The 15229-nt window shown below is 73.2% G+C and carries 17 protein-coding genes; 10 read left to right on the top strand and 7 right to left on the bottom strand.

Going from position 1 to position 15229, the window contains the following annotated elements; translation table 11 throughout:
* Positions 1–168 precede the first annotated feature (168 nt).
* From AB0I16_RS18835 to AB0I16_RS18825, 3 genes are all read left to right on the top strand, one after another.
* Positions 169–1458: a multidrug effflux MFS transporter gene (locus AB0I16_RS18835; protein ID WP_363250534.1), complete on the top strand. Its 1290-nt coding sequence runs from the start codon at positions 169–171 to the stop codon at positions 1456–1458.
* Positions 1413–2588 carry a serine hydrolase domain-containing protein gene (locus AB0I16_RS18830; protein WP_363250533.1) on the top strand — a complete coding sequence of 392 codons (1176 nt, stop codon included), beginning with the start codon at positions 1413–1415 and terminating at the stop codon, positions 2586–2588. The genes AB0I16_RS18835 and AB0I16_RS18830 overlap by 46 nt, the downstream gene beginning before the upstream one ends.
* Positions 2589–2785: 197 nt before the next feature.
* On the top strand, positions 2786–3793 hold the full coding sequence (locus AB0I16_RS18825; RefSeq protein WP_363250532.1) for a small ribosomal subunit Rsm22 family protein: 1008 nt from the start codon (positions 2786–2788) through the stop codon (positions 3791–3793).
* 10 nt (positions 3794–3803) lie between these two features.
* On the opposite strand, the gene AB0I16_RS18820 is transcribed toward AB0I16_RS18825, so the two are convergent.
* The gene (locus AB0I16_RS18820) at positions 3804–4310 is read right to left on the bottom strand and encodes a hypothetical protein (protein ID WP_363250531.1); all 507 of its coding nucleotides are present in this window, start codon (positions 4308–4310) and stop codon (positions 3804–3806) included.
* Between the two features lie 192 nt (positions 4311–4502).
* Positions 4503–5336, bottom strand: coding sequence for a dimethylargininase (gene ddaH, locus AB0I16_RS18815; RefSeq protein ID WP_363250530.1), 834 nt, complete (start codon positions 5334–5336; stop codon positions 4503–4505).
* A gap of 222 nt (positions 5337–5558) precedes the next feature.
* On the opposite strand from ddaH, the gene AB0I16_RS18810 reads away from it, so the two are divergent.
* Complete coding sequence (locus tag AB0I16_RS18810) at positions 5559–6197, top strand: TetR/AcrR family transcriptional regulator (protein WP_363250529.1); 639 nt, start codon at positions 5559–5561, stop codon at positions 6195–6197.
* A 127-nt stretch (positions 6198–6324) separates the two neighbouring features.
* Positions 6325–7050: a bifunctional DNA primase/polymerase gene (locus AB0I16_RS18805; protein ID WP_363250528.1), complete on the top strand. Its 726-nt coding sequence runs from the start codon at positions 6325–6327 to the stop codon at positions 7048–7050.
* Positions 7051–7074: 24 nt separating this feature from the next.
* Here the strand turns inward: AB0I16_RS18805 and AB0I16_RS18800 are convergent, their stop codons facing one another.
* Positions 7075–8061 carry a hypothetical protein gene (locus tag AB0I16_RS18800; protein ID WP_363250527.1) on the bottom strand — a complete coding sequence of 329 codons (987 nt, stop codon included), beginning with the start codon at positions 8059–8061 and terminating at the stop codon, positions 7075–7077.
* Between the two features lie 171 nt (positions 8062–8232).
* Between AB0I16_RS18800 and AB0I16_RS18795 the strand changes: the two genes are divergently transcribed.
* Positions 8233–8895 (top strand): PhzF family phenazine biosynthesis protein, encoded by a 663-nt coding sequence (locus AB0I16_RS18795; protein ID WP_363250526.1) that lies wholly within the window; start codon positions 8233–8235, stop codon positions 8893–8895.
* 21 nt (positions 8896–8916) lie between these two features.
* On the opposite strand, the gene map is transcribed toward AB0I16_RS18795, so the two are convergent.
* Positions 8917–9774, bottom strand: coding sequence for a type I methionyl aminopeptidase (gene map / locus AB0I16_RS18790; RefSeq protein WP_363250525.1), 858 nt, complete (start codon positions 9772–9774; stop codon positions 8917–8919).
* A 75-nt stretch (positions 9775–9849) separates the two neighbouring features.
* Here map and AB0I16_RS18785 point away from each other — a divergent pair, with 75 nt between their 5' ends.
* Positions 9850–10071 (top strand): hypothetical protein, encoded by a 222-nt coding sequence (locus AB0I16_RS18785; protein ID WP_363250524.1) that lies wholly within the window; start codon positions 9850–9852, stop codon positions 10069–10071.
* 46 nt (positions 10072–10117) lie between these two features.
* Here AB0I16_RS18785 and AB0I16_RS18780 read toward each other — a convergent pair whose 3' ends face one another.
* Positions 10118–11404 (bottom strand): MFS transporter, encoded by a 1287-nt coding sequence (locus AB0I16_RS18780; RefSeq protein WP_363250523.1) that lies wholly within the window; start codon positions 11402–11404, stop codon positions 10118–10120.
* A gap of 93 nt (positions 11405–11497) precedes the next feature.
* Complete coding sequence (locus AB0I16_RS18775) at positions 11498–12100, bottom strand: hypothetical protein (RefSeq protein WP_363250522.1); 603 nt, start codon at positions 12098–12100, stop codon at positions 11498–11500.
* Positions 12101–12179: 79 nt separating this feature from the next.
* Between AB0I16_RS18775 and AB0I16_RS18770 the strand changes: the two genes are divergently transcribed.
* The 3 genes from AB0I16_RS18770 (at position 12180) to AB0I16_RS18760 (ending at position 14415) form a co-directional block, all read left to right on the top strand.
* On the top strand, positions 12180–13271 hold the full coding sequence (locus AB0I16_RS18770; RefSeq protein ID WP_363250521.1) for a sialidase family protein: 1092 nt from the start codon (positions 12180–12182) through the stop codon (positions 13269–13271).
* Positions 13272–13309: 38 nt separating this feature from the next.
* A complete protein-coding gene (npdG, locus tag AB0I16_RS18765) occupies positions 13310–14026 on the top strand; it encodes an NADPH-dependent F420 reductase (RefSeq protein WP_363250520.1) in 717 nt (238 codons plus the stop codon).
* Between the two features lie 191 nt (positions 14027–14217).
* Positions 14218–14415, top strand: coding sequence for a hypothetical protein (locus AB0I16_RS18760; protein ID WP_363250518.1), 198 nt, complete (start codon positions 14218–14220; stop codon positions 14413–14415).
* Here the strand turns inward: AB0I16_RS18760 and AB0I16_RS18755 are convergent.
* Positions 14412–15215, bottom strand: coding sequence for a site-2 protease family protein (locus AB0I16_RS18755; protein ID WP_363250517.1), 804 nt, complete (start codon positions 15213–15215; stop codon positions 14412–14414). The genes AB0I16_RS18760 and AB0I16_RS18755 overlap by 4 nt on opposite strands.
* Positions 15216–15229 lie beyond the last annotated feature (14 nt).

The raw sequence follows: 15229 nt of genomic DNA, 5'->3' as shown, positions 1-15229 counted from the left end.
CACCGGCTTCGCCGGGTTCGTCCTCAAACGCCGGACGGGCTGGATCTCCCGCCCGTCCGGCGTCCGGGGCGGCGCCCCGGTCCCGGGAAGAGGGCGGGCCAGGGGGGAGGAACACCTGCCCGGAGCTGCGACCATGGAGGGGAAACGAAGAGACACGGGAGGGGCGAGATGCCTGAGCGCGGGCAGACAACCGCAGAGCACGAGATAACCAAGGCGGCGGAGCCGGAAAGCACCGCCGCCCTCCGCCGCACCGGAGCCCTGGTCACCCTGGTGCTCGGCGGCCTCACCGCCGTCCCGCCCCTCTCCATGGACATGTACCTCCCGGCCCTGCCGGAGGTCACCGACGCCCTGCACTCCCCGGCCGCGACCGTCCAGCTCACCCTCACCGCCTGCCTGCTGGGCATGGCCCTCGGCCAGCTCGTGGTGGGGCCGATGAGCGACAAGTGGGGGCGCCGCAGACCGCTCCTCGTCGGGCTGCTCGTCTACATCGTCGCCACCGCGATCTGCGCGTTCGCGCCCACCGCGGAACTGCTCATCGCCTTCCGCCTGCTCCAGGGCCTCGCCGGGGCCGCCGGGATCGTCATCGCCCGCGCGATCGTCCGCGACCTGTACGACGGCGTGGAGATGGCCCGCTTCTTCTCCACCCTGATGCTGATCTCCGGCGTGGCCCCGGTCGTCGCACCCCTCATCGGCGGCCAGGTCCTGCGCTTCACCGACTGGCGCGGCATCTTCGTCGTCCTCACCGGCGTCGGCATCGCCCTGACCCTGCTGGTGTGGCGGGTCCTGCCCGAGACGCTCGCCCCCGGCAAGCGGCACAGCGGCGGCACCGTCGAGGCGCTGCGCACCATGCGCTCGCTCCTGGCCGACCGCGTCTTCACCGGCTACATGGTCGCGGGCGGCTTCGCGTTCGCCGCCCTCTTCGCCTACATCTCGGCCTCGCCCTTCGTCATCCAGGAGATCTACGGCGCCTCGCCGCAGACCTTCAGCCTCCTCTTCGGCGTCAACTCCGTCGGCCTCATCGCCGTCGGCCAGCTCAACGGCAAGGTCCTCGTCGGCCGGGTCAGCCTCAACAAGGTGCTCGCCCTCGGCCTCACCGCCATCGCCGTCGCCGCCGCCGCCCTGCTCCTCATGACGACCGGCGTCTTCGGCGAGGTCGGCCTGTTCCCCGTCGCCGCCGGGCTCTTCGTCCTGATGTCGGCGATGGGCCTCGCCATGCCCAACACCCAGTCGCTCGCCCTCATCCGCACCCCGCACGCCGCCGGGTCCGCGTCCGCGCTCCTCGGCACCTCCTCCTTCCTCGTCGGCGCCGTCGCCTCACCGCTCGTCGGCATCGCGGGGGAGGACACCGCCGTCCCCATGGCCGTCGTCCAACTGGTCTGCGCGCTGGCGGCCATCGCCTGCTTCGTGGGACTGTGCCGCCCCTGGCAGCACACGCCCACGGAGGAGGCGGACCACTGAGCTCACCACGGACCCTGCGCGCCGGCACCCCCGAGCGCGCGGGCCTCGACCCGGACGAGATCGGCCGCCTGGTCGCCGAGGTGCGCGAGCTGACGCGCGGGCCGAGCCCATGGTGCGCGGGCGCCGTGGTCGTCGTGGGCCGCGGCCCCGTCATCGCCGCCGAGGCGGCGGCGGGCTGGGCGGTGCGCTACGCCTCGTACGACCCGGAGACCGGCCGGGGCGTCGAGCTGCCCCGCGAGTGGCGTGTCCCCATGCGGGTGGACACGCCCTTCGACCTGGCCTCGCTCACCAAGCTCTTCACGACCGTCGCCGCCGTGCAGCAGCTGGAGCGCGGCACCCTCGGCATCGACGCGCGCGTGGGCGCGTACATCCCCGAGTTCCGCGGCGCCGCCGAGCACGGCGTCACCGTGCGCCAGCTCCTCACCCACACCTCCGGGTTCCGGCCCGAGCTGCCGCTGTACGACTGTCCCGACGACGCCGCGCGGCTCGCGGCCCTGCGGGCGGAGGCGCCGGCCGGCGAGCCCGGCGAGTACGTCTACTCCGACCTGAACATGCTCCTGCTCCAGCACGTCCTGGAGCGCCTGACCCGCCGGTCGCTCGCCGACCTCGTGCGCGAGGGCATCACCCGGCCGCTCGGCATGGCCGACACCGGCTTCGGGCCGTGCCCGGACGCCGCCGCCACGGAGGACCAGCGCAGACCGTGGGCCAAGGCCGACCGGGGGATGCTGCGGGGCGTCGTCCACGACGAGAACGCCTGGGCGCTGGGGGGTGTCGCAGGGCACGCCGGACTCTTCTCCACCGGGCGTGACCTGGCGGTCTTCTGCCGGACGATCCTCTGCGGGGGAGCGTATGGCAGGGCCCGCGTCCTCGGGCCCGACTTCGTCGAGCTGATGCTGATGGGGGCCGGGCTCGGGTTCGGGATCGACCAGCCGTGGTTCATGGGGGAGCTGGCCGGGCGGGGCGCCGCGGGGCACACCGGGTTCACCGGGACGTCCCTCGTCCTCGATCCGGCCACCGACACGTTTCTCGTGCTCCTGAGCAATGCGGTGCATCCGCGGCGCGGGGGCTTTGACAGTGGGCCCCGGGCTCGGGCGGCCACGCGGCTGGCTCGGGCCGCCGCCGCTCGGTAGGCCGTGGGCCTTGGGCTGTTTTCGCCGGTGCGTCTGCCTGGGGCCGTTCGCCGGCGGGTGCGGGGGGTTCGTGGTTGCTCGCGCAGTTCCCCGCGCCCCTGGGGAGGCTGCGGTGCTGGTCCGGTTTTCGCGCGCCCGGCGCCCTTGGGGGAGGCTGCGGTGCTGGTCCGGTTTTCCGGGGCCCGTAGAATTTTGGGGTGAACGTGCCGCCGACCTCCGTCAGTCCTGCCGATGCCCTGCGTGCCGCCCTTGCCGGGCTGCTCGACGGGCTGCCGCCCACGCAGGCCGCGCGGGCCGTCGACCGGCTCATCGCCAGCTACCGGGGGCAGACGCCCACCGACGCGCCCATCCTGCGGGACCGCGCCGACGTCGCCGCCTACGCCGCGTACCGGATGCCCGCGACCTTCGAGGCCGTGTGCTCCGCGCTCGACGCGCTCGCGGGGGCCGCGCCCGAGGGGTGGGCGCCCGGCAGCCACGTGGACATCGGCGGTGGCACCGGCGCCGCCACCTGGGCGGTCGCCGAGACCTGGCGGGGCGAGCGGCCCGTCACCGTGCTCGACTGGGCCGAGCCCGCGCTCGCCCTGGGACGTGAACTCGCCGGAGGCGTCGAGCAGCTGGCGTCCGTGCGGTGGGAGCGCGCGCGGATCGGGGGCTCGCTCGCCGTCGAGGACGCCGACCTCGTCACGGTGTCGTACGTGCTGAAGGAGCTGACGGAGGCCGGCCGGCGCTCCGTCGTCGACGCCGCCGCCGAGGCGGCCACGCAGGCCGTCGTCATCGTGGAGCCCGGCACCCCGGACGGCTACGCCCGGATCATCGAGGCCAGGGACCGGCTGATCGCCGCCGGGTTCCGCGTCGCCGCGCCCTGCCCGCACAGCGCGGCCTGCCCCATAGGGCCCGGCACCGACTGGTGCCACTTCTCGGCGCGGGTCAGCAGGTCGTCGCTGCACCGCCAGGTCAAGGGCGGCTCACTCGCGTACGAGGACGAGAAGTTCGGCTACGTGGCGGCGACCCGCTTCGACCCCGTGCCCCCGGCGGCACGGGTGGTGCGGCGGCCCCAGATCCGCAAGGGCCAGGTGCTCCTCGACCTGTGTGCGGCCGAGGAGCAGTTGCGCAAGGAGACCGTGACCAAGCGCCACGGCCCCCTCTACCGCGCGGCGCGCGACACGGACTGGGGCGACGCGTGGCCGCCCCGGCCCGCCGGGTGACGCCGGGCCGCTAGGAGCCGGCGCCCCATGTGCCCTGGTTGACGGCGCAGCTCCAGCCGTCGCCGCGCACGGTGAACTTCACCCGGTAGTTGCGGGTGTTCAGCAGGTGCGTGCGCACCTTGACGCCGAGCTTGGCCTTGGGCGCGAGGCTCTTGTCGTAGACCTTGACGGTCTGCGACGTCCTGCGGGTGACCTTGCCGCCGGTCGGCGTCGCCTTGCCGAAGCGGATGTTCTTGACGTTGCTGACGGTGAAGCTGACCTTCTTGAAGCTCTTGGTGCTCTTGCTCTTCAGCCCGAAGTACAGGCCCCCGTTGGTCACCCACCCGTTCCTGTCGATCTGGAAGCGGGAGGTGTAGACGATGTCGATCGGGCAGCCCGAGCTCCGCGGTGCGGCGCTCGGAGCCGCCGACCCGGTCCGCGCGGTCGGCTTCTCCGACGCGGACGCGGCCCCCGCCACCCCGAGTTGTGCGGCGGTCAGGGCCCCCGCGGTCGCCAGTATCGCTGCGGACGTGCGCATACGGTTCACTGCGCTGATACCTCTTCCCCCTGGGCCCGGAGCGTCCCGGGCCCGCTTGTCCAATTGTGGTGACACGGCCGCACGCATGGTTCCGTGTGGCCGTGCGCCCGTATTGGTATCACGTGTGGCGCGTGGGGCGAGCGCGGGGCGGGGAGCCGGGACGAATCTGTGAACTTCCCGCCCCGGGCGGGGCTAGACCCGCAGCTCCTGTGTGCAGCACTTCACGCTGCCGCCGCCCTTGAGCAGTTCGCTCAGGTCCATCCCGATGGGCTCGAAGCCGCGGGCCCGCAGCGGTTCGAGAAGCCCCACGGCGGCCTGGGGGAGCAGCACGTGGCGGCCGTCGGAGACGGCGTTGAGCCCCAGGGCCTCGGCGTCCGGCTCCTCGGCGATCAGCGCGTCGGGGAAGAGCCGCCGCAGGACCGCCCGGCTGCCCGGCGAGAAGGCGGCCGGGTAGTACATGACCTCGTCCGCCGCGTCGTCCAGGACGGCGAGCGCGGTGTCCAGGTGGTAGTAGCGGGGGTCGATCAGGTCGAGGCCGATGACCGGGCGGCCGAAGAACTCCTGCGCCTCGCCGTGCGAGAGGGGGCTGGCCCGGAAGCCGCGCCCGGCCAGGACGTAGGAGGAGGTGACGGCGAAGTCGCCCTCGCCCTCGTTGATGTGGACGGGCTCGTGCACCTCGGCGAAGCCGTGCGCGCGGAACCACTCCAGGTGGGCCGCGGCCTCCCCCTCGCGCTCACGGTGGGCGAAGCGGGCGCCGAGGACCCGGCCGTCGACGACGGTCGCGCCGTTCGCCGCGTAGACCATGTCCGGCAGCTCGCGCCGGGGGGTCAGCTCCTCGACGGTGTGGCCGAGCGCGCGGTATCGGTCGCGCAGGTCCTCCCACTGGGCGACGGCCAGCGGTACGTCGACGGGCTTGGCGGGGTCCATCCAGGGGTTGATGGAGTACGTGACCTTGAAGTGTGCCGGTGAGCACATCAGATAGCGCCGGGGTGTGGCGCGCCGAGGAGAGCGAGGACTACGGGACAAGGAAGGCTCCTCACGACCGCAGGGTCAGGTGCCGCCCCGGGTGGGGTCGGCTCTGCCCATGGTGAGGCAGGAGCCGCCCGCCGTGGGGCAGTTGCTGCCCATAGTGGGGTGTGAGATGTCTCCGCGCTGTGCACCGAACGGGTGGTTGCGGACCACCCGTCCCGAGACGCCGCGTACCGTGAAGACGGTACGTCTCGGTTCGGCGCTGCTACATTCGATGGCATGGCCCAGAAGACCGCTCCCGACTCCACGCGCCGCAGCGAACGATCGCGCCGCGCCATCTACGACGCCGCCCTCGCCCTCGTCCACGAGACCGGATACGCCAAGCTGACGATCGAGGCCATCGCGGCCCGCGCGGGCGTCGGCAAGCAGACCATCTACCGCTGGTGGCCCTCGAAGGGCGCCGTCCTGCTCGACGCCTTCCTCGACCTCGCCGACCAGGCCAGTGCCGAGGCCAGCGAGAAGGCGGGTCACGAGGTGGTCCAGACCGAGATCACCGACTCCGGCGACCTGGAGGCGGACCTCAAGCAGGTGATGCGCGCCACCGTCGACGAGTTCAACGACCCCAGGTACGACGCGCCCTACCGCGCGCTCGCGGCCGAGGGGCTCCTCAACCCCGAGGTGGGCGCCGAGTTCGTGGAGAAGCTCCTCGAACCGCAGCTCCAGCTCTTCGTCAGGCGCGTCCGCAGGGCCCAGGAGGCCGGGCACGTCCTGCCCGACGTCGACCCCCGCATCGCCCTGGAGCTGTGGGCGAGCCCGCTGGCCCAGCGCTGGATGATGCGCTCGGGCCCCCTCACCCACGAGTACGTGGACAAGATCGTCGAGTACGCGCTGTACGGCATTGCCGCTTCTCGTCCGTAATGCGGCGAAATGACACCCGTCGTTGTTGTCGTCCCTGTCACCCCGGTTGTGAACTCCGGCCCCGTGGAGCGCAGGATGGTGGGACCATGGGTCATGCTTTCGGCACAACGGCGAGGTGAGGGGCTAGATGGGCGCGGAGTTCGGCAGCCGGTCCGGCGGGCAGGGCAGGTTTTCCCAGTGGTTGCGCCGGCGTCCCAAGGACACGGCGGGGGATGACCGGGTCCGCGAGGACCTGCTGCTCGCCGCCGCGGCGGCCGGCTTCCCCCTCGCCCCCGCCGCGTATCCCTCGGGGTACCGATGTTCGTGCGACCGCATCGGCTGCCCCACACCCGCCAGGCACCCCGTCTCCTTCGCCTGGCAGACGCAGTCCACGACCGACCCCGCCCAGATCGAGCGCTGGGCCCGCCACCAGCCGCAGGCCAACTTCATCACCGCGACCGGCATGGTCCACGACGTCCTCGACGTGCCCCTCGACGCCGGCCGCGAGGCCCTGCGGCGGCTGCTCGCCGCCGGCATCGACGTCGGCCCCGTCGCCGAGTCCGACGACGGCCGCATGCTCTTCTGCACCGCCACCCGCGGCACCCCCGAGGACGAGGACGAGTGGTGGCCCTGCGAGCTGGACTGCCACCCCGAGACGATGGACGAGCACCCGGGGCTGCGCTGGCACTGCCGCGGCTCCTACGTCCTCGTACCGCCCGCCGCGCTCCCCGGCGGCCTGGGGATGCGCTGGGTGCGCGGCCCCGAGCACCCGCTGCCCGACCCGCTGACGCTCCTGGAGACGCTCACCGACGAGTGCGCCCGGGTCGCGGGCGAGCCGCAGCAGGACTCCGCGGCCTGGCCGCTGCGGGGCTGACCCCGCCCCGGTGGTCCGCCGGGACTACTCGCCCTTGGCCCCGGTGAGGCCCTGGATGCGGCCGATGAAGGCCACCTTGTCCCCGCCCGGCTCCGCGGGGTCGACGACGACCTGGTTCGAGACGCGCTCCAGGGTCACCGCCTGCTTGGCGTCGCCCGTCAGGAGGGCCTTCACGTCCGGGTCGAGCTTCAGATCGGTCCCCTTGGCGGCCGTCTGCTTCTCGTAGTGGTGCGTGGCGAAGAAGACCATCGCGCCACCGTCCTCGGTGCGCAGGCCCACCGGCGCGAACGTCCCGTCGTTCATCGGATAGTCGAGGTACTGCACACCCACGCCGAGCCGCTTGGTGTTGCGGTCGCGGAACGCCTTCCACTTCGTGGTGTGCGGGCCGGGCTCGAAGACGGAGCCGCCCGACTTCAGGAACGCCGTGTACTTCTCGCCGAGGTCCCTCGGCGCCACCGCGAGCGCCGCCTCGCCGGCCGTCACCGGCTCGGCCCAGCCGTCCTCGTCCTTCTTCAGCCCGGGCACGTCGTCGGGCGCCACGAGGTTCAGATAGGACGCCTCCCAGAGCTGGTCCGGGCCGCCCTTGGTGAAGACCAGGAGCCAGCGCATGTCCTCGCGACGGTTGGCGCGCGTGTCGGCGACGAACCAGCGGGGCCAGCCCGCCTTCTTCGGTATCGCGTACTTCGCGTCGGTGAGTTCGAGCGGCACGTGGTTCTCGTTGCCGTCCGGGCTCTGCACGCTCCGCGCCTTCAGGCCCGCCTGGTTGATGGCGCCCAGCGGACCGGTGACCCGGCCCGCGTCGAGCGCCGGGTCCAGCTCCTTGTCGGCCTTGTTGTACGCGGCGAGGAAGTCCTCCAGCGCGCGGCGCGCCTCGGCCTTCGTCGCCGCGGGGACGATCTCCCGCTCGCCGTGCACCGTCACGCAACCGGTCGCCGACATCGCCAGAGCGGTCGCCGCCGCAGCCGTCGCGAACGGACGACCGAGGCCGTGCGGCCTGCGCACCTTACTCATGGGGTCCCTTCACCTTCGCCTTCCCGGGCCCGAACCCTACCGGGGCCCGCGCGGGCACCGGCGGCGGGCCACGACTCCCGCGGCACGGCGCTCCGTTCGGCCGCAGGCGGCTTCGCCGAGGCGGACCGCGCAGCGCCGGGCACCCGCTCGGCCGGATGCTTCAATGCCCGCATGATCGAACCACTCGACGCGTCCGGCGGCCTCGACGTCCTGCGTGTCTTCTGCGGCCCCGACGGCCGGCACGGCAACGAACTCGGCGTCGTGCGCGACGGCGCCCGGCTGCCCGCAGGGAAGGACCGCCAGGCGCTCGCGGCGAAGCTCGGCTTCAGCGAGACGGTGTTCGTCGACGACCCCGAGCGTGGCGTCATCGACATCTACACCCCCACCCTGCGGCTGCCCTTCGCCGGCCACCCCTGCGTCGGCACGGCCTGGCTCCTCGACGTGCCGGAAGTGGTCACCCCGGCCGGGGTGGTGGAGTCCCGCCAGGACGGCGAGTTCACCTGGATCTCGGCCGACGCGCGGTGGGCCCCGCCGAGGACGCTGCGCCGGTACGCGAGCGCGGCGGAGGTCGACGCCCTCGGCGTGCCCGCGCCCGGGGAGTGGATCTACGCCTGGGCCTGGCAGGACGAGGCCGCGGGACGCGTGCGCGCGAGGGCCTTCCCCGGCCGTGACGACGGCATCACCGAGGACGAGGCGACCGGCGCGGCGGCCCTCCTCCTCACCCACGAGCTCGGCCGCGCCCTCAACATCACGCAGGGCCGCGGCTCGCAGCTCCTGACGGCGCCGGGGCCGGACGGGCTGATCGAGGTGGGAGGACGGGTCCGCCTGACGTGACGCCCGGCCGTGCGGGGAGCGTCAGGGCAGCGTGAGGATCTCCGCCCCGGTGTCCGTCACGACCAGCGTGTGCTCGAACTGCGCCGTCCGCTTCCTGTCCTTCGTGACGACGGTCCAGCCGTCCTCCCACATGTCGTACTCGTACGTGCCGAGCGTCAGCATCGGCTCGATCGTGAACGTCATGCCGGGCTGGATGGTGGTCGTGGCGTGCGGGCTGTCGTAGTGCGGCACGATCAGGCCGGAGTGGAAGGACGAGTTGATGCCGTGGCCGGTGAAGTCGCGCACCACGCCGTATCCGAAGCGCTTGGCGTACGACTCGATGACCCGGCCGATGATGTTGATCTGGCGGCCCGGCTTGACGGCCTTGACGGCACGGTTCAGGGACTCGCGGGTCCGCTCGACGAGCAGCCTGGACTCCTCGTCGACGTCGCCGACGAGGTAGGTGGCGTTGTTGTCGCCGTGCACGCCGCCGATGTACGCCGTGACGTCGAGGTTGATGATGTCGCCGTCGCGCAGGACGGTGGAGTCGGGGATGCCGTGGCAGATGACCTCGTTGACCGAGCTGCACAGCGACTTCGGGAAGCCGCGGTAGCCGAGCGTGGAGGGGTAGGCACCGTGGTCGCACATGTACTCGTGCGCCACACGGTCCAGCTCGTCGGTGGTGACGCCGGGCGCGATGTGCTTCGCGGCCTCTTCCATGGCACGGGCGGCGATGCGGCCCGCGGTGCGCATCAGCTCAATGGTCTCGGGGGTCTGCACCTCCGGCCCCGTGTACGGGGTGGGGGCGGGTTTCCCCACGTACTCCGGGCGCCTGATGTTGCCGGGTACGGAACGGATGGGGGAGAGCTCCCCGGGTACGAGCAGTGACTGGCCAGACATGCCAGCGAGTCTAGCCAGCCCTGGTGGGGCAGCATGGCGGCAGAGGACGCAGCGGGGAAGAGGAGGACGTGAGTCATGGCACTGTTCAAGAGGCGCACGGTGGGCAAGCCCGGTGAGTGGTTCTACTGCCTGGAGCACCAGAAGGTCGAGGAGGGCCCCGACTGCCCGGGCAAGGACCGCATGGGCCCCTACGCGTCCCGGGCGGACGCGGAACAGGCGATGCGGACCGCCGCGGAGCGGAACTTGGAGTGGGAGAGCGACCCGCGGTGGCACGATTCCGCCGGTCCCGGCAAGTAGCCCGCCCGCGGGCGGCGGGGGCGGCCCCGGAGCGGCGGAGGTCCGGCTACGGCTGGGCCCCGGGCACCGCGGGGGTCCCCTCCCGCTCCCGGCGGAGCCGCGCGTCGGGGTCCGTCGTCGCGTCGTAGGAGACGAGACGCGGCAGGGCCGCCGCCAGCACGGCCACCGAGGCCACGCAGGCCAGGCCGCCCGACCAGATGGCGGGCCGCGTGCCGGTCCAGCCCGCCGCCGCGCCCGCCCGCATCTGGCCGAGCTGCGGGCCCACGCTGTACGAGAGGACCTCTATGCCGGCCAGGCGCCCCCGCAGCTCGTCGGGGATGGTCTGGTTCCAGATGGTGGAGCGGCCGAGGCCGCTCAGCATGTCCCCGGCGCCCGCGAGCGCCAGGCACCCGAGGACCACCCACACGTCGCCGGACCAGCCGGCCGCCGTGATCGCCAGGCCCCATCCGGCCGCGCCGCACACGACGAGCAGCCCGTGCCTGCGCACCCGTGACGTCCACCCGCTGGTGAGGCTGAGCGCCAGCGAGCCGACCGCCCCGGCCGCGTACATGAGCCCGAGCGACCACTCCGCGTCGAGGTCGTCCGCGAGGAACGGGAAGATCGCGTTCGGGAAGGCGAAGAACATCGCCGCCATGTCGACCGCGTACGTGCCGAGCAGGACGGGACGCGACCACGCGTACCGCGCGCCCTCGGCTATGCCGCGCAGCGACGGCTTCTCCGCCTGACGCGCGGCGGGCGCGGGCGAGAGCCGGGTGCACAGCAGGACCGAGACCGCGAAGCCGACGACCGTCACGGCGTACGCGGACGCGTGCCCGGCGTACGCGACGACCAGGCCCGCGAGGGACGGCCCCGCGATGGCGCCCACGTTCCAGCGCAGGGAGTTCAGCGCGGCGGCGGCCGTCAGCTGGTCGTGCGGCACGATCCGCGCCATCAGCGAGTCGAGGGCGGGCCGCTGCAGCCCGGAGAGCGCGGCGACACCGGCGGCGACGACGTACAGCGGCCAGAGCATCGGCTCCGGCAGCAACGCGTTGACCAGCAGGATCACGGCCAGCAGGCCGAGCGCCGCCTCGCTCAGGAGGATCACCTTGCGGCGGTCGGCGGCGTCGGCGAGCGCACCTCCGTAGAGCCCGAAGACGATCAGCGGCACCAGCTCCACCGCCCCCATGGCACCCACCGCGAGCGGTGAGTCCGTCAGCTCCTTGATCTGGAGCGGCAGGGCGACCATCGCCATGAAGCTGCCGAAGTAGGTGACGAGACCCTGCACCCACAGCAGCCGGAAGTCACGGGTCGAGCGCCAGGGGGAGAGGTCGGGCAGGATCGCGGAGAGAGGCACGAGAGCCCATGCTCAGCGCCGCCCCGCGCCCCCGGCAACCGAATTTCGCCCGGGACCGCGCCACGGCACCCGCGCCGTCCCCGGGGCGGCGGCCTACCACCGCGTCGGCGGTGGTGACGTCAGCTGGTCCGCGAGGCGCGAGAGACGGTCCCGCAGGCGGCGGCGTCCGCGCGCCTCGGGCAGCGCGTTCTCGCCCGCCGCCGCGCTCACCAGGTGCTGCACCGTGTCCAGATCCAGGTCGGGGCCCTCGGGGACGGCGAGGATCTCGTGGGAGAGGGCGGCCAGGTCGTGGTCGTCCGAACCGAGCGCGAGGACCGTGGCCCCGGCCCGGCGGGCGTCGTGCACGCGCGTGAGCAGCTCCCCGTCCGGCGCGTCCGGCGCCACGACGAGCAGCGTCTCGCCGCGGCGTGCCGCCTCGATCCTGCCGAGCCCGGTCGACAGGTGCGCCGGGTCGGAGGCGAGGACCCGGTGGCGCACCAGCGTGGGGGTCAGTTCCGGCGTACCGGACCAGGCCGCCTCGTCCACCAGGTGCGCGGCGAGGTGCCACGGCTCGTACGTCTCCGTGCCCACGAGGAGCAGACCGCCGCCGTGCGGCACCACGCAGGCGCGCAGCGAGCCCGCGAAACGCCGGGTGGCGCCCAGCCACTCGGTCCCCGCGAGCACTTCGCGCAGCAGCGCGACCCGTACGGCGTCCATGGCGTCGCATCCTGCCCGAGCGAGCCACTCGTGACCCGGAGTTCACCCGGAATTCCCCCGGGGTGGGGAAGGCCGGGGGATGACTGTTGAGACATCTGTTCCCTTCCGGGCCGGCCGCGAGGGCTATGCGAGCTTCCGCATCCCCGCCGTCGTCACCACCGCGTCCGGCACCGTCCTCGCCTTCTGCGAGGGCCGCGTCGGCTCCCAGGAGGACTTCGGCGACATCGACGTCGTCCTCAGGCGCTCCACCGACGGAGGCCGCACCTGGGGACCGCTCCAGGCCGTCGGCAGGAACGGCACCGACCTCGCGGGCAACCCCGCCCCCGTCGTCCTCGACACCGGCCGCGTGCTGCTCGTCCAGGTCAGGAACGCCGCCTCGGCCACCGAGGACGCCATCCGCCGCGGCAAGGTCTCCGCCGCCGCCGGACGGCGCGTCTGGGTGCAGCACAGCGACGACGAGGGCCGCACCTGGTCCGCGCCGCGCGAGATCACCGGCCAGGTGAAGAAGCCGGGCTGGCGCTGGTACGCCACCACGCCGGGCCACGCCCTCCAGCTCACCGCGGCCTCGGGCCACCCCGGCCGCGTCGTCGTCCCCGCCAACCACTCCCTGCCGCCGGCCGGCACGGACAACGGCACCGAGGGCAAGTACAACGGCGGCCACTGCCTGCTCAGCGACGACGCGGGCGCCACCTGGCGCATCGGCTACGTCGACGACAACACCAACGGCTACATCAACGTCAACGAGACCACCGCCGCCGAACTCCCCGACGGCCGCCTCTACCTCAACACCCGCAACGACTCCCCGGCCCCCGGCAACCGCGCCGACGCCCACTCGCGGGACGGCGGCCAGAGCCTCGTCAGACCGTTCCGCCCGCAGGCATCCCTCACCGGACCCGTCGTCGAGGGCAGCGTCCTGCAGCTCCGCGACCCCGACCTCCTCCTCTACTCCGGACCCGCAGACCCCGGCTTCCGGGCCCTGATGACCGTGCGCCGCAGCACCGACTCCGGCACCACCTGGGAGACCGCGCACACCGTCGACGGGCTGCCCGCCGCCTACTCCGACCTCGTACGCCTCGACGAGGCCACCGTCGGGCTGCTCTACGAGACGGGGGACTTCGGCGCGTACGAGACGATCACGTTCCGGCGGATTCCGCTCACGGAACTCACGTAACCCCGTAACCGGCCGTGACCGGTGAGTAAGGTCACCCCATGACCTCTACAGACAGTGCGCAGAACGCTCCCGCGAAGACCCCGGCCAAGGACCCCTGGGAGCTGCCCGACGTCTCCGGGCTGACCGTCGGCGTCCTCGGCGGCACCGGCGACCAGGGGCGCGGCCTCGCCTACCGGCTCGCCCGCGCCGGACAGAAGGTGATCATCGGCTCCCGGGCCGAGGACCGCGCCCGGACGGCCGCCGACGAACTCGGCCTCGGCGTCGAGGGCGCCGAGAACGCGGAGTGCGCGCGGCGCAGCGACGTCGTGATCGTCGCCGTGCCGTGGGAGGGCCACGGCAAGACCCTGCGGGCGCTGCGCGAGGAGCTGAGCGGCAAGCTCGTCATCGACTGCGTGAACCCGCTCGGCTTCGACAAGCAGGGCGCCTACGCGCTCAAGCCCGAGGAGGGCAGCGCCGCCGAGCAGGCCGCCGCCCTGCTGCCGGACTCCCGCGTCACGGCCGCCTTCCACCACCTGTCGGCGGTGCTGCTCCAGAACCCCGACATCGAGGAGATCGACACCGACGTCATGGTGCTCGGCGAGAAGCGCGCCGACACCGACGTGGTGCAGGCGCTCGCCGCCCGCATCCCCGGCATGCGCGGCGTCTTCGCCGGGCGGCTGCGCAACGCCCACCAGGTCGAGTCCCTGGTCGCCAACCTGATCTCCGTCAACCGCCGCTACAAGGCGCACGCGGGGCTGCGGGTCACGGACGTCTAGCCACGGACCGCGGTCGTGCGGGCGGGGGCCGCGGCGGTCCGCGGGGGACGGGCCGCCGGGCGCGGGGCCGAGCGGGGCGGGCCGCCCGGCGCGGGGCGCGGGCGGGCGCGGGGAGCACATGGGGGACACTGGACGGGTACGTCCGCAATACGCCCAGGCGCCCGCGCCGCACCCGACAGGAGCCGCCCCCCATGCCCCGCCTCGCCCTCTACGCCCTCGTGGTCTGTGCGCTCGCCGTCGTCGCGGCCGTGATCTCCTTCGCGCGGGGCAGCTGGCTCGGCGTCGTCTGGGTGCTGCTCGCGGGCCTGTCGTCCAACATGGCGTGGTTCTACCTGCGCAAGGCCAAGGCCACCCGCGACGCGCGGCGGGCCGCGGGCGCCACCTCCTAGAAGGCCGGCCGCGGCGGCACCTCCTGGGAACCCTCCCAGAACTGATACAGCTCCCGGCCCCAGTACGTGTCCCACTCCGCCACGCCGAGGCCCCGCAGGACGGCGTCGACCGCGTCGAAGAAGACGGCGTTGACCGACGGAATCCACAGGACCGCGAAGACCGCGAGGAGCCCGAACGGCGTGAACGGCTCCACCTGCCGGCGGATGCCGCGCGAGAGCCAGGGCTCGATCACGCCGTACCCGTCGAGGCCGGGGACCGGCAGGAAGTTCAGGATCGCGGCGGTCACCTGGAGCAGGGCGAGGAACGCGAGCGCGTAGCGGAACGCGTCGGGGACGCCGTCCAGCGCGTCCAGCCAGAACGGAGCCGTGCAGACGACCGCGAACGCCACGTTCGTCAGCGGGCCCGCCGCCGAGATCAGGCTGTGCCGCCAGCGGCCCCTGATGCGACCGCGCTCGATGAACACCGCCCCGCCCGGCAGACCGATCCCGCCCATGATCACGAACAGGACCGGCAGCACGATGCTGAGCAGCGCGTGCGTGTACTTCAGCGGGTTGAGCGTCAGATAGCCCTTCGCGCCGATCGAGATGTCGCCGCTGTGCAGGGCCGTGCGGGCGTGCGCGTACTCGTGCAGGCAGAGCGAGACGATCCAGGCGGCCGTCACGAAGAGGAAGACGGCGAGCCCGGGACTGTCCGCGAACCCGGTCCAGGCGGCCCAGCCGGAGACCGCCGTGACGGCGGCGATCCCCAGGAAGACGGGGCTGATCCGCCGGTCACTGCTGCGGGCAGGTGCGGTGGTCATGGGACGGTGCTCCA

This window comes from Streptomyces sp. NPDC050703 (assembly GCF_040654435.1).
GTDB lineage: Bacteria > Actinomycetota > Actinomycetes > Streptomycetales > Streptomycetaceae > Streptomyces.
Note: the sequence above shows the minus strand (reverse complement) of the source record. Positions and strands in the feature narration are given on the sequence as shown.